Source organism: Olivibacter sp. EAT-5 (assembly GCF_044784325.1).
Classification (GTDB): Bacteria; Bacteroidota; Bacteroidia; order Sphingobacteriales; family Sphingobacteriaceae; genus Olivibacter; species Olivibacter oleidegradans.
Window position 1 is genome coordinate 2,617,513 of record NZ_CP173028.1, and the last position, 17,156, is coordinate 2,634,668.

Annotated in this window: 1 protein-coding gene; it reads left to right on the plus strand. The window is 46.5% G+C overall.

Going from position 1 to position 17,156, the window contains the following annotated elements; translation table 11 throughout:
- Nucleotides 1–256 precede the first annotated feature (256 nt).
- Nucleotides 257–17,125, plus strand: a complete 16,869-nt coding sequence (locus tag ACH11B_RS10700; RefSeq protein WP_404274020.1) for an Ig-like domain-containing protein — start codon at nt 257–259, stop codon at nt 17,123–17,125.
- The last annotated feature ends 31 nt before the right edge of the window (nt 17,126–17,156 follow it).

Consider the following 17,156-nt stretch of genomic DNA (forward strand, 5'->3'; position numbering starts at 1 on the left):
CTTCATTTTGGTGAAATACATTTGTATGACAATTATTATGCGATAATAATGAGTAATACTGTGTGTATTGTATCACTAATTACTCACCATTTATACAACGAATAGTTCACTAATTTATTGTTATCGGTTTCGAATGAAAATGTTTGCATGGAGGGAAACTATAGTTGCCTTTTTAATATGCTTTCATTTTAATGCGGAGTGATAGCTGAATTTGGATTATTCTTCAAAAATAGACATTCTACTTAACAGCTGTTGTATGGAAACAACTTTTACGTTCAGAAAATCTTTTTCCCACTTTGTATTTACTGTCCTAGCGGTATTCTTTGCCGTATTTGGTATGACCGGAAAGGGATATGGGCAAACGAAATCTTATGCGACTTGGACACCTAGTGCTGAAAAATTGACTCCTATTGGATTGAGTTTACTTCCGGGCGATGGCGGCGTTACTAACAAAAACAATGCAGCAATACCTACCGAAAGTGAATTTGCTACTGTAATGGCAGATCGTGTAGCGGCTTTAGGCATCGTTGTAAGGGGAAGTGATGCTGCACTAGAGTTAAAGTTTCCTACAAGTAGGCCAGCAGGTACAACCACTTTAATTAGAATATCTCAACCAGCGCTAAATGCAGCAAATGTAAGTTTGGGTGATATCCTAGGGCTGGCTGGCTCTTCAATTACCGCAGAAATATATAGTGGCGCGTCTGATTCTGATGACGGAGTTGGAACTAAAATAGATACAGAGGTTCTCACCAAGATGCTTGTTGATGGTAGTGGTAATTACTATTTGGCCGTTACCCCGAATGGTTTGAATCAATATAATGCAGTTAAGTTAATCTTTCGCTTTCCTGACGGACTTGTCCAAATCGGTCAGTTCACAATGAACGTCTATAATGCATTTTCTATTGACGACGTTACCTGCGGTGTTGCTAATTTCGCAAGCGTGGGTGAAACCACCGGCATTACGGCTTCGTTGACCGATGTCGTTCAAAATCCCCAAAGAGCTATTGATGCGGACACTAGTTCATTCTCTGTATTAACTGCAGGAACCTTGGGAGTCGGAAATTCAGTTTTCCAAAGTTTCTATTTTAATGGTCTTTCTGGTCAGCAAGATTATTTTAAGATTAAGCTTGCAATTGGGGGCGGGGCTTTAAATATCAGCTTATTAGGGAATTATGAGGTTCGAGCTTATAACGGTAATACACTAGTTTATAGCAAAAAATTGCAAGGAGGTTTGATCAACGGTTTGGATTTGCTCAGTTTATTGCAAAATGGAAACCCTGTAACAATTCCTTTCGGGCCTGGAGTACCCTTCGATCGCGTTTCGATAGGGATAAGTGCTATTGCGAATGTGGGATTAGCCGATTCGCCTTTAAGAATTTATCATGTCGAACGTTATGGTTCTGCTGGGTCCACTCTTACATGCGTAGATCCAAATCCTCCGTTCACCGGTGGCAATGAGCATATGCTAGGAAACAATAGAGCATGTGCTAATACTGTAATCTCCTACGAACATGCAGACTTTCCTTTTAATGCAGCTGATGGTGGAACCAATTCTTATACAACATTAGAAGCAAGCTCAGGACTTGCTGCAAACTTAGGCGCCTATTCCGGTCATATTGAATTGGGCCTTGGTGCGCCGATACCTGCCGATACAACTGTCTATGTGCGGATTGATTTCGACAATGAGGTTTTGGGCGCGTTACTTGATGGCACTCTGGGGGGATTGCTTAATGATGTAGTAGGCAGTACCTTATTCGGGAACCATTATTTTACAGTAGAGGCTAAAAATGGAGCTACTTCGGTTTTGACACGGTCTAGTAATGAGGCGTTTAGTGAAAACGGCCTGAGTGCTCAAGGCCAAGGAAAAGTTAAAATAGTACAAGATAAGTATGGTCACTATTATATAGCTCTTACTTCTAATACCGCTTTCAGTAGTATTAGAATTACTGAACGTCTTTCTTCCTTGTTAGGAGTTGGAACGGTCAAACATATGAATATTTACCACGCTTGCTATTCTACAGGTTTTGAACCTTGTGAGCAAGCTTTTGTCACTTACACAGCCTCTAATGGCATTTCATTAGATTTATTGGGTGTAGGCAATGCAGGTGTAAGCAATGCGCAAAACGCAATTGACGGTGATGTAAATACTGCTTCTTCTATTAGTATTGGCGCTGCGGGTATAGCAGCAAGCGTTTATCAATATGTCGGTTTCCATGGGTTATCGGCGGAAACAGATCACTTCCGCGTAAAGTTGAGAATGGACGGTGGTTCTGCTTTATCTGCCGAGGTATTGGGAAGTATCGTGGTTAAAGCCTTTAACGGTGACCAAGAAGTCTTCTCGCAACGACTTAGAGATGGACTGGTCTCTGATCTTGACTTGCTCGATTTATTACAAGGCGGACAAGTACTATCCTTACCATTTGGTCCCGGAAGACCTTTCGACCGTGTAGCGGTAGGTATTGAGTCTTTGTTGAGTGCAAACGTCATTAATAATCCATTACAGGTATTCAGCATTGAGCGTTTCAGTGCAGCTTGTCCGGATCCGGAATTACAAGATCCACCCGTAACGACACCGCCGTTTAATAACCAAGATTGTGGAACAACGGTAACAAGTTTCGAAAACACGAACTTCCCTCTTAATACGATCGATGGGAAAAACGATACGTATGCTACGTTATATGCCGGTACAGGTACAGCGCTAGGCTTAGGTGCCTTTAGCAGCCACATTGAACTGGCTTATCCGAATGCTATCCCCGCAAAAGAAACGTCCTATATCCGTATCGATTTCGAAGATGATATGTTGAACTCCTTATTAGGAGGAAGTTTAGGCGGTGCCCTGGCCGATTTAGCTGGTGGCTTATTACTGGGCAATCACTATTTTGAAGTGATGCTGAAAGACGCTAACGGTAACCAGATATATAACGCATCCAGCGTCGACGGCTTTAGCGATCAAGCGGTAAAAGTAGTCAAAGACGCTAATGGTCGTTTTTACATAGCAGTGACGGCTGATGTCCCTTATCAATCGGTTCGTATCACGCATGGTTTGGCCGCATTGATCGGTGGTAATAACACCGCTACCATGAACGTCTACAGCATGTGCAGAGAAACTGAGTTCAATCCTTGCGAGCAAGCAACCTTTACTTCGTTCGATGGTTCGGGACTTACTTTAGATTTATTGGATATCAGTAAAGGAGGTGTTTTCAATTCACAATATGCAATCGATGAAAATTCATCTAATTACTCCACCATCAATTTAGGTGTCGCAGGCGTCGGTGCTACCGTGTATCAAAATATCTACTTCAAAACAAAATCAGCTGCAACAGATTCACTGAGATTACGGGTACAATTAGATCAGCCAGGGATTTTAAACGTAGATTTGGCAGGATCTTACCGAATTAAGTTATTTAATGGAGATGATGAAGTATATAACCAACCACTTCAAAGCTCACTGATCAATAATCTAGACCTTTTAGGGCTGCTTAATACGGGCGGCATCATCCAATTGACCATTGCACCAGGTGTTGTGTACGACCGCGTACAATTTGGCTTGCAATCGGTAGCAAGTATAAATACCAGCGCTCCTCTGAGATTTTATGGAGTAAGTCGAATCTCTGAAAATTGTCCTGACCCGGATTTCTTGGAACCTCCTTATCGGAACCCGGTTTGCGCCGATGATTTGGTAAGCGCTGAACATACCGACGATTTGCAGAACTTATTTGACGGAAATCATAATAGTTATGCAACGATTCGTTCGGACGCAGGTGTAACCAAATATTCAGGTCATGTGGAATTCGGTTATGCTGCCCCGGTTGCAGCAGGTACTACGTCGTATATACGCATTGATATCGAAGGCGGGTTATTAGACGCATTGTTAGCGGGAAGTGTAGGTAAAGTGTTGACGGATATTCTGAATAACGTCGTGCTAGGTAATCACTACTTCCATGTTTATGTAAAAGATGCGAGCGGAGCTACTGTAGTTTCAGGATCGAGCGAAGATTCATTTACAGGGTCAACAACGGGTATGAATCCGAATAAGCAAATTCGTGTCGTTCAGGATAATGCAGGGCGATACTACTTAGCTATCACACCTAACACGGCCTACCAAAGTGTTCGCATTGAAGACCATACTGACGCATTGTTATTGGGACAAAATAACAGCATGAATGTTTATGGTATGTGCTATGAAACCGACTTTGAAGGTTGTGCAGAAGCATTTACCACTTCTTTTGATGGTTCAGGTTTAACCGCTGGCCTAACAGGTATTGGAAATTATGGAGTACAGAATCCTTATCGTGTACTTGACAATAATAATAACGGTGACTATTCTGAGATTAGCCTAGGTGCATTAAGCGTTGCCGGAGCTATTCAACAAAATGTTCAATTCAACAAAGAAATCGAAGCAAACAGCATTTTAAAAATTAAAATGGCTGTTGGCACAGGAACATTGGATGCCGGTGTCTTTGGAAGAATTGATGTGGTAGGATATAACAACGGACAGGAAGTGTATGTTGAAACCTTAGAGAATGCGGTTGTCGGAAATGTTAACCTATTGCAATTATTCAACAACGGCGCTAGTCCCGAAATCAGTGTGTCACCTGATGTAGCAGTAGATGAACTGGCGATTCGTTTAAGATCGTTGGTAGGTGTTACCGTGGTTCCGAATGTAAGGCTCTATTATATTCAGCAAGATTGTGACGCGGTATCAGATTTCGTAGCTTGGAAGAGCTATGCGGTAAATGCCGATCCTTCTATTGCTTCAGTAAAAGGAGGTGAAGAAGTAACTTATACGATCCATATTAGAAATACGAGTACGGTGGATCTGGCAGGATTGTCTGTAACAGATACAATACCGGCCCATACTACCTATGTCGACGGATCGGGCGGTGTGTTGGCTGGCAATGCTGTTACATTCGAGAATGTGGCTGTCGCAGCAGGTGCTACCACTACATTGAGCTTTAAGGTGACCGTAAATGCCGACCTAACCGGTGTTACTCAAATTAGTAATACGGCTTTTGTAAAAACGGATGCCAATGACCCTGGTAAACCAACTTATCCGCCTGCAAATAATGCTACTCCTACAGATCCGGATACAAGCGGACCTACCGGAACTAATATTCCTGTAGATCAAATTTCATCTCTCGTGTCCTGGAAAGCTTATAAAGTAAATGGCGATGCTTCTATCACGTCTGTTAGTGGTGGTGAAGAAATTGAATATACCATTTATGTACGAAATACGGGTAACCAAGCCCTGACTAACGTAAATATTACAGATCCTATTCCAACCGGAACTGAGTACGTGTCAGGTGGGACATCGGCGAACAGCGCTGTAAGCTTTACGATACCAACTTTAGCTGTTGGTGAAACTTCAAGCCCTCAGGTATTTACGGTTAAGGTGAAAGCTAATTTAACCGGGCTTACAGAGATTAGAAATGTCGCCGCTGTGACAAGCAATGAGGTTGGTACGCCTACGGAAAGCTTCCCGCCGGTAGATAATACAAATCCGACTGAACCAAATGATACAGGTGGTACAGGTACGGTTATTCCGGTAGCTCCAGCCGACAACCTGGTATCTTGGAAAGCTTATAAGGTTAACGGTAGTGCTGATAGTACGGCTGTTCGCGGAGGTGAGACGGTTGAGTATGCAATCTATGTAAGAAATAATGGAAATCAGGATCTAACCAATGTGGTGATTTCCGATGTCTTGCCTGCGGGACTTACCTACGTTTCAGGAGGTAGTTTTGCTGGCAATACCGTAACATTTACGATACCTAGTTTAGCGGCAGGTCAGACTTCCACTCCGCAGATATTTACGGTTAAAGTAAATGAAGATTTGACCGGTATCGATGTAATCCGGAACTTGGCGACTGTGGTAAGTGATGAACTGACCACACCTATTGAAAGCTTCCCTCCGGTTGATAATACAACACCAAGTGAACCGGATACTACCGGTACAACCGGCACACCGTTGGATGTAACGCCTCTTCACGATTTAGATTTAGCACTGACCGGTACGAGCGATGGCGCAAATAGTGGACGAGCTGTATCGAATGATGTAATCACTTATACGGTTACGGTAACCAATAATGGTAATAAAGCCTTAACAAATGTTAATTTGGTAGATGCAATTCCACAAAATACGACGCTTGAAAGTGCTGGCGACTTTACGCAAAACGGAAATAATCTTGAATTAACAATTCCGACACTTACTGTTGGAGAAACCCAGACATATACCTTTACGGTACGTGTCAATACAATTGACCCAACGGTTGTTACGTCCATCGATAATAGTGTAACAGCAACTTATCGAAACGAAGATAATACGGCCGATAAATCAGAAACGGCTACGCATAGTATGCCAACGGATTGTACGCCAATTGATGCATCTAATATTACACTTGCCGGGGCTGAAAATCCGATATGTGCCGGCGAAGAGATTACCTTGACCGCAGCATTCTCCGGTTTAACAACGCCACCTAGCGCCGGTTCGGTGAAATGGTATACCACTGCGGATCTTTCCGGTACACCGTTAACCGGATTATCTATTACCCTGAATCCCGAAGTCAATACCACGTATTACGTAGTGGTTGAAGGTGACGGATTCTGCTTTAATAATCCACCAGCTCAGATTAGCGTAACGGTGTCGGCGATGCCTGAAACACCTACCATCACAGCTACAGGAGCCAATCCTTTCTGTGAAGGAGGTTTCACTACCCTCGTAGCCAGTGGCAATGCCGATTCGTATAAATGGTTTAACAATGGGGTGGAAATTACCGGGCAAACCAGTGCAAACCTTGAAGTGAGCACTGCCGGCCAGTATACGGTAATTGCTTTGAATGCGGGTGGATGTGAAAGTTCAGTGTCTGCAAGTTTTGCTGTGCAAATGAATCCACGTCCTGCTCAACCAACTGTTCAGTTAGATGGCGACGCGGCTATCTGCTCCGGCACTGAAGTTACTTTAACTTCGAGTGCTACCGCTGGAAACCAATGGTTTAAGGATGGTGTTGAAATTCAAGGTGCAACGCAGCAAACACTCACCGTTAATGAGGCAGGCACCTACACGGTTATGGTAACTGATCCAAACACCAGTTGTACAAGCCTTGCTTCTACTGACCTGGTAATCACGGTGAATCCGACCCCTGAGATTACAATAAATGGAAATGCAGCTATTTCCGCTAAAGTGGGAGAGGCTGTTCAAATCCCAGGTGTGACAACAGATCCTACTGGTCTAACACCAACATGGTATGATAATGATGGTAATGTAACTACTAATTTAAATCCAACATTTAGTACACCTGGTGTATATACCTATACAGCTGTTGTAACGAATGGTGGTTGCTCGGCTTCTGCAACGGTTGTAATAACCGTATACGATGAGAATGCTTGTCCTCCATTGGTAGAACGGGTTTACGCCAATACGCAAACTTGGAGTGCGGTGCTTACAGGAGATGTAGAGAACCCGACTAATGCAGTAGATGGTAACCCGCAAACACATGCTACGCTAAGAACATTATTGGGCGTAGCCGGAATCGGTAGCGTTCGCCAAAATTTGCTATTTGCGCAAGAAGTAGAAGCTGGAACACCGGTTAGCGTGAAATTTGGTAAAGAACTGAGTGCTGTGGGTCTTATATCGGGTGTTTCGGTAGTAGGTTTAGATGCAGATGGAAATGAAATAGGAAGACCACAAAATGTACAAGGCGGATTGCTAGATTTATTAGTAGGCGACAATGTTGCTGAGTTTACTTTTGTACCAGCAGATAATAGTGGTCCTAAAAATTATAAAGGAGTACGTGTTATACAAGCGGCCGTATTAAGTGTTGCACAGAATACAAGAGTGTACGGAGCTTACGTTACGCAGAATAGCACAACAAACAATTGTGCACCTGTGGTTCCTGGTGTTAAAGCGAACGTGATTGATGTATTACATGGAGTGAGGGATATTGGCTTAGGAGCGTTAAGTGCGACTTCTTCTGTAAGCAATGCTTGGAATGCGGTAGATAATGATACAACGTCGTTTGCAACGATTTCAAGAGCTGCAGCTGTATTGAATGAAGCATTCTTAACCGTAGCGTTCAAAACACAAAGTCAGCTGAACGATTCGATCCGCATCGTTACAGAAGTGCCTAATGATCCGATCTTACAACTTGAGCTTTTGAAAGGCTATACGATTCAACGCTACCTAGGTGAAACACCAGTAGGTGAACCATTGGATGAGGACAGCGGTTTATTAAATCTTAAGCTCTTGGGTTTACTTGGCAGCAGTCAAAGGGCAGCAATTATTGTTGCGCCAACCAACGAACCTTTTGATCGAGTACGTATCAGTTATGGAAGTGTAGCTAGTGTATTGGGTAATACAACCAATATTTACGATATCAACTTAAAGCCAACCATTAGTCCTGTAGTGGACCCGGATGGTGAGTTAAAATTATGCCTGGGCGATTCAATTGAATTGAACAAAGTTGATGATTGTACAGTTTATAAAATCTTTGATGCTGCTGAAGGCGGTAATGAATTGACTACTTCCGATGGTTTCCGTTTCGCTTTACCTGATGGTTTGGCTGCCGGCGAACACACATTCTATGTACAGGCGGTTCGCCAAGGTTGCGAAGTAGGCGCTAGAATAGCAATCACAGTTACCATTAAACCAACAGCTGTTGAAGCGGATATTAATAACATATTGGTAAATGGAGCTGAACCTACGGCGCCATTATGCTTGGAGCCAAATGAAGAAGTCGTATTGACGGCATCGTTAAGCGCAACCAGTACCGTTGTTAACCCCGTGTTCCACTGGTATAATGAAGCAGGGGCAGCCGTAAGTGGTGGCGAGAATGGTACCTTAAACTTAGGTGTATTAGCTGCCGGAACTTACATCTATCAGGTCGGTGTGAGTGGGGATAATGTATGTGAAAGCTTACCTGCTGATCGCAAATCAGTAACTTTTGTTATCAACAAACAAGCAGTTGACACTGATATCAATGTAATCGGAGAGGGGGCGCATTGTTTCGGATCGCCGGTAGTGTTAACTCCTAGTGCGAGTGACGCGAATGTAACAAACCCAATATTCAAATGGTACAGCACGGCTGATAAATCGGTTGAGATTGTCAACGGAACTGTAGCGGGCATCACTTATGCGATAGACGCGGCAACGGGAGTATTAACTATAACCGGTTTACCAATAAATGCAACTCCATACACCTTCTATGTAACAATGTCAGCAGATGGTTATTGTGAAAATGAATCAGGAAGAGCGGTGGATGTAACCGTGAGCAGTGAACTGGATGCACCGACATTTGATACAACTAATCTTTTAGTTTGCGAAGGTGAAAATGCAAGCTTTACGCTTACAAATAGCCAGCCAAGCATTACCTACCATTTCTATGATGCGAATGGCGTAGAGATAACGGATCCGGCTCTAATTAGTCATGATGTAACTACCAACGCTGTTGTTATTCACAATGTTACAGCGAGCGTTAGCTACCTGGTAGAATCACGGGATGCAGGAGGCTGTATAAGTGGTGAACGTACTACAATTACTGCCGGTGTGAAACCAGTGTTCACTGAACCAATTACGGTAACGATTAATGGCCAGACGCCGAGCACCGGTATCTGTACAGACCCCGCTGGAAATGTGGTGCTAGCTGCAACGGTTGATGCTGCTATTACGTTAACTAATCCGGTATTCCATTGGTATGATGGTGCAGGAGCAGCTGTTACAGGTGGTGAAGACGGTACTTTGGAACTAGTCTTAACGCCTGGTACCTATACGTATACTGTGGGTGTAAGCAGCGATGAATACTGCGAGACACCAGCGGCTGATAGAACTTCTGTAACCTTTACCATTAACCGTAAGGGAGTTCCGGGAGATATAGATATAGCGACCTATCCTACTGATATATGCGCAGGTGAAGAGGTGACCTTCACGGCCAGCAGTACGACCGTTACCAACCCAATATTCCGTTGGTATACAACGGCTGACTTATCTGATACACCGGTAGAAGGAGCTAGCTTTATGCCAACTACATTAGCAACAGGTGTAAATACGTTCTATGTGACTGTATCCGGAGATGATGTATGCGAAGGCGATGCATCCGCTGCGGTGTCAGTAACTATCAATGTAAATGCGACTGTTGAAGCACCGCGTGTACAAACAGAGGTGACTGTAAGTGTAGGTCAAAGCATCGATATAACCGCCGCTTTAGGCGAAACACAAACAGGCGATCCTGCAGATTATGAGATTGTCTGGACATATGATAATAACGGGACACCTGCCGAATTTATAGGAGCAACCTTTACGGTGCCAAATGACTTGCCGGTAGGCGTTAAAACATATGAGGTATCTGTTCGGAGCAAGGTGGGGGCACTTTGTGAATCGCCAAAAGTAACGGTTACTGTTAATGTAACCGAGGTGATCAATGATGATTGTTTGGAGGCAAATGCGCAAACAAATGGTACCAATGGTATATGCTTATTATGTGGCGTTTCCGATGCCGGCAATGCTGTAGATGGCAATCCGGAGACATACGCTGTGCTACAGAGAACAGTCAATGTATTGGGTAAAGTATGGCAAGAATTAATCTTCCCGAATGGGGGTAAACAAGGTGATACCGTTTCCGTATGGCTAAGTGGAAACAATTCAATCTTAGATGCAAGCATCTTAGGAGGCTTAAATATTGGTACTTACAACGGTGCAACTAATAATAATGACGGAAGTCAAACAGGAGCGATATTAGATATCACCTTATTCCCTGGAAGTACAACAATACAACAATTTAAATTTATTGCAGGTGCTGATTTCGACCGTGTTCGTATTGAACAATATGAAGCAGTTGGTTTACTGGCAAACGGTCTGCGCATACATGGTGCAAATCTCGAATTACCGGCACCAACCGATATCCAACCGGTTGATGGTACTGCCTACTGTCAGGGTGATGAAATTACCTTATCCGCTACAGCAGCACCAAATACGCAATTGCGCTGGTTTGACGATGAAGGTAATCTAATAGGTGAAGGAGCGACCGTAACAACTACAGCACCGACGGATAAAACGGGCGAAGTTATTTATGAAGTAGTAGCCTTCCGTACAAATACCGGTGGTGAAATCTGTTACGGTGAGCGTATACCGGTTAAATTGGTTATTAATGATAAGCCGGAAATAACAGAACAACCCGCTAATTTAACGTTGGCGCCGGGAAGCACGGCTACCTTTAATGTTGTCGCTACAGGAACTGGTTTGACTTATCAGTGGGAACAACTGGAAGGAACTACTTGGACAGCGCTTCCGGGTGAAACAAACAGTAGCTTGAGCTTGACGGTTCCATTGGTTCCTGCGGGTACAGTATACACTTATCGTGTAGTTGTTTCTTCAACTACAGGATGTGATGTGATTTCTGCACAAGCTACATTAACAGTTACTGCTCAAGAAGTAGACTTTACGAAGAGCAATCTTGCAGTAACGAAGGATGGTGCAATTGCAGACGGCGTAGACTATAACGAAGCAACGGCCACGATAGTGGATGCGAACGATAACCCGATCGCAGGCCAGGATGTGGTATTCGATATCACGAACGTTGACGGCACTACCAGCCAGCAGACGGTAACGACGGATGCGGCAGGTAAAGCGGTGGTACGTGTGACCAGCACAAAAGCGGGTGAGGCAACTATTGCCGCAACGGTAGGCGGCACGGCCATCAGCGGCAGTCCGGTAACGGTAACCTTCGTAGCGGGCCCTGTTGATCACGACAAGAGCAGGCTGGAGGTGACGAAAGACGGAGCAGTAGCGGACGGCGTAGACTATAACGAAGCAACGGCCACGATAGTGGATGCGAACGATAACCCGATCGCAGGCCAGGATGTGGTATTCGATATCACGAACGTTGACGGCACTACCAGCCAGCAGACGGTAACGACGGATGCGGCAGGTAAAGCGGTGGTACGTGTGACCAGCACAAAAGCGGGTGAGGCAACTATTGCCGCAACGGTAGGCGGCACGGCCATCAGCGGCAGTCCGGTAACGGTAACCTTCGTAGCGGGCCCTGTTGATCACGACAAGAGCAGGCTGGAGGTGACGAAAGACGGAGCAGTAGCGGACGGCGTAGACTATAACGAAGCAACGGCCACGATAGTGGATGCGAACGATAACCCGATCGCAGGCCAGGATGTGGTATTCGATATCACGAACGTTGACGGCACTACCAGCCAGCAGACGGTAACGACGGATGCGGCAGGTAAAGCGGTGGTACGTGTGACCAGCACAAAAGCGGGTGAGGCAACTATTGCAGCAACGGTAGGCGGAACGGCCATCAGCGGCAGTCCGGTAACGGTAACCTTCGTAGCGGGCCCTGTTGATCACGACAAGAGCAGGCTGGAGGTGACGAAAGACGGAGCAATAGCGGACGGCGTAGACTATAACGAAGCAACGGCCACGATAGTGGATGCGAACGATAACCCGATCGCAGGCCAGGATGTGGTATTCGATATCACGAACGTTGACGGCACTACCAGCCAGCAGACGGTAACGACGGATGCGGCAGGTAAAGCGGTGGTACGTGTGACCAGCACAAAAGCAGGTGAGGCAACTATTGCCGCAACGGTAGGCGGCACGGCCATCAGCGGCAGTCCGGTAACGGTAACCTTCGTAGCGGGCCCTGTTGATCATGACAAGAGCAGGCTGGAGGTAACGAAGGACGGAGCAATAGCGGACGGCGTAGACTATAACGAAGCAACGGCCACGATAGTGGATGCGAACGACAACCCGATCGCAGGCCAGGATGTGGTATTCGATATCACGAACGTTGACGGCACTACCAGCCAGGAGACGGTAACCACGGATGCGGCAGGTAAAGCGATAGTCCGTGTGACCAGCACAAAAGCAGGTGAGGCGACTATTGCAGCAACGGTAGGCGGCACGGCCATCAGCGGCAGTCCGGTAACGGTAACCTTCGTAGCGGGCCCTGTTGATCACGACAAGAGCAGGCTGGAGGTGACGAAAGACGGAGCAGTAGCGGACGGCGTAGACTATAACGAAGCAACGGCCACGATAGTGGATGCGAACGATAACCCGATCGCAGGCCAGGATGTGGTATTCGATATCACGAACGTTGACGGCACTACCAGCCAGGAGACGGTAACCACGGATGCGGCAGGTAAAGCGGTGGTACGTGTGACCAGCACAAAAGCGGGAGAGGCAACTATCGCGGCTACTGTAGGCGGCATGGCCATCAGCGGCAGTCCGGTAACGGTAACCTTCGTAGCAGGCCCTGTTGATCACGACAAGAGCAGGCTGGAGGTGACGAAAGACGGAGCAGTAGCGGACGGCGTAGACTATAACGAAGCAACGGCCACGATAGTGGATGCGAACGACAACCCGATCGCAGGCCAGGATGTGGTATTCGATATCACGAACGTTGACGGCACTACCAGCCAGCAGACGGTAACGACGGATGCAACAGGTAAAGCGGTGGTACGTGTGACCAGCACAAAAGCAGGTGAGGCGACTATTGCAGCAACGGTAGGCGGCACGGCCATCAGCGGCAGTCCGGTAACGGTAACCTTCGTAGCGGGTCCTGTTGATCATGACAAGAGCAGGCTGGAGGTGACGAAAGACGGAGCAGTAGCGGACGGCGTAGACTATAACGAAGCAACGGCCACGATAGTGGATGCGAACGATAACCCGATCGCAGGCCAGGATGTGGTATTCGATATCACGAACGTTGACGGCACCACGAGCCAGCAGACGGTAACCACGGATGCGGCAGGTAAAGCGATAGTCCGTGTGACCAGCACAAAAGCAGGTGAGGCAACTATTGCAGCAACGGTAGGCGGCACGGCCATCAGCGGCAGTCCGGTAACGGTAACCTTCGTAGCGGGTCCTGTTGATCATGACAAGAGCAGGCTGGAGGTGACGAAAGACGGAGCAGTAGCGGACGGCGTAGACTATAACGAAGCAACGGCCACGATAGTGGATGCGAACGATAACCCGATCGCAGGCCAGGATGTGGTATTCGATATCACGAACGTTGACGGCACCACGAGCCAGCAGACGGTAACCACGGATGCGGCAGGTAAAGCGATAGTCCGTGTGACCAGCACAAAAGCAGGTGAGGCAACTATTGCAGCAACGGTAGGCGGCACGGCCATCAGCGGCAGTCCGGTAACGGTAACCTTCGTAGCGGGTCCTGTTGATCATGACAAGAGCAGGCTGGAGGTGACGAAAGACGGAGCAGTAGCGGACGGCGTAGACTATAACGAAGCAACGGCCACGATAGTGGATGCGAACGATAACCCGATCGCAGGCCAGGATGTGGTATTCGATATCACGAACGTTGACGGCACTACCAGCCAGCAGACGGTAACCACGGATGCGGCAGGTAAAGCGATAGTCCGTGTGACCAGCACAAAAGCGGGAGAGGCAACTATCGCGGCTACTGTAGGCGGCACGGCCATCAGCGGCAGTCCGGCAACGGTAACCTTCGTAGCGGGCCCTGTTGATCACGACAAGAGCAGGCTGGAGGTGACGAAAGACGGAGCAGTAGCGGACGGCGTAGACTATAACGAAGCAACGGCCACGATAGTGGATGCGAACGATAACCCGATCGCAGGCCAGGATGTGGTATTCGATATCACGAACGTTGACGGCACTACCAGCCAACAGACGGTAACGACGGATGCGGCAGGTAAAGCGGTGGTACGTGCGACCAGCACAAAAGCAGGTGAGGCAACTATTGCAGCAACGGTAGGCGGCACGGCCATCAGCGGCAGTCCGGTAACGGTAACCTTCGTAGCGGGTCCTGTTGATCATGACAAGAGCAGGCTGGAGGTGACGAAAGACGGAGCAATAGCGGACGGCGTAGACTATAACGAAGCAACGGCCACGATAGTGGATGCGAACGATAACCCGATCGCAGGCCAGGATGTGGTATTCGATATCACGAACGTTGACGGCACTACCAGCCAACAGACGGTAACCACGGATGCGGCAGGTAAAGCGGTGGTACGTGTGACCAGCACAAAAGTAGGTCAGGCGACGATAGCAGCGACAGTAAATGGCACAGCGATCAATGGTAGTCCAGTAACTGTGAACTTTGTAGTGAACCCCACAGACACTGGTAAGAGCAAGCTGGAAGTAACGAAGGACGGAGCAGTAGCGGACGGTGTAGACTATAACGAAGCAACAGCCACCATTGTGGATGCCTTTGAAAATCCAATTGCTAACAAGGATGTGGTATTCGATATCACGAACGTTGACGGCACTACCAGCCAGCAAACGGCAACGACGGATGCAGCGGGTAAAGCAGTAGTACGTATAACCAGTACAAGTGCTGGTCAAGCGACTATTGCAGCTACGGTAGATGGAATGGGTATCAGTGGTAGCCCGGTTGTTGTAAACTTTGTAAGACCTTATAACTTAAGTATAACCAAGGTTGCCGATCAAGCGAGAGTAAAAGCCGGCGAAAGTACTACGTTTACTGTGACAATCACCAATGAAGGTCCGACGGCTATTCCTAGCGGAAAAGTGATTAGCTTGACAGAGCGACCAGGAAATGGTGTAAGCATTACCGGTTACGAAGTGACATCAGGTAACGGAACCATCAATGGAACAGGTAATACGCCTACGGTGACAACCAGTGCAAACATACCGGTTAATGGAACCATCGTGGTGAAAGTGACTGCACAAATAGCGGTTGACGCTCCGGCAACCATAACCAATGGTATCAGCGTTTGGGGTCCGGATAAACCTATAACAGAGGATCCGGATGATGAAGATGATACACCGGAAATACCTGTTGATCGTGACGCGCAATTAAGCATAACAAAAGTTGCAGATCAAGCAAGGGTGGTGGCTGGTACAAGCACCAGCTTTACGGTAACAATCACGAATAATGGTCCTGCTGAAATCGCTAGTGGTAAGGTGATTACCTTAACTGAAAGACCGGGAAGCGGCGTAAGCATCACTGGTTACGAAGTGACCTCCGGTAATGGAACAGCTAGCGGAAATGCAACAGCTGCAACGGTTACTACAAATAAAGTAATTCCTGTTAACGGAACCATTATTATCAAGGTAACCGCGACGGTAGCGACCGATGCTCCGGCAACCATAACCAATGGTATCAGCGTATGGGGTCCGGACAAACCGACAACAGAAGAACCGGACGATGAAGACGACACACCGGAAATACCAGTTGATTATGTATCAAACTTGAGTATTACAAAAGTAGCGGATCAGGCGAGAGTCCAAGCGGGTGAGTCTACCAGCTTCACCGTAACTATCACGAACAATGGTCCTTCAGATATTTTGAGTGGTAAAGTAATCAATATTGCTGAACTACCAAGTGAAGGATTAAGCATTACCGGGTATGAAGTGACTTCAGGTAATGGTACAGCAAGCGGTAATGGAAATACAGCTACTGTCATAGCTAATACAAAAGTAGCTAGAGGTGGAACGATTACGATGAAGATAACGGGATTGGTTAATGCAGAAGCGCCGGCAGTAATTAGCAATGGTATCCAAGTTTGGGGTCCAGATAAACCGGTTACGCAAGATCCGGATGATGAGGATCAAACACCGGAAATACCGGTTGATTATCAATTACCGGAAGCGGCGGATGACGAAGCGGAAACAACCTCGGCAACACCGGTTACCATCAATGTGTTGGCAAATGATAGAGCTACTAGATGGCCATTGAATGTCGCCTCAGTAGAAATTGTGAATGCGCCTCAGAACGGTAAAGTTGCAGTAAACGCAGACGGAACGGTGACGTATACATCGGATAAGGGTTATGTCGGTACGGATAGATTCACTTATACAGTGAAAGACGAAAAAGGCAATGTAAGTAATGCTGCCACTGTCATGGTTAATGTGATTCCGAACCCATTGTTCATACCGAATGCCTTTACACCGAATGGTGATGGTAAGAATGACCAGTTTGAGATTATGGGAATAGAAGGCTATGATCGGGTTGAACTCTATGTGTTCAATCGTTGGGGCAATGAAGTATATAATAATCCAAATTACAATAATAATTGGGATGGTCAGAACCTGAATGAAGGTACTTACTATTACTTGATCAAACTGATTAAGGAAGATAAAGTGGAAACGCAAAAAGGTTGGGTATTATTAAAGAGACAGTAGATATTGGACATAGGTTGTAAGGATTGTCCAA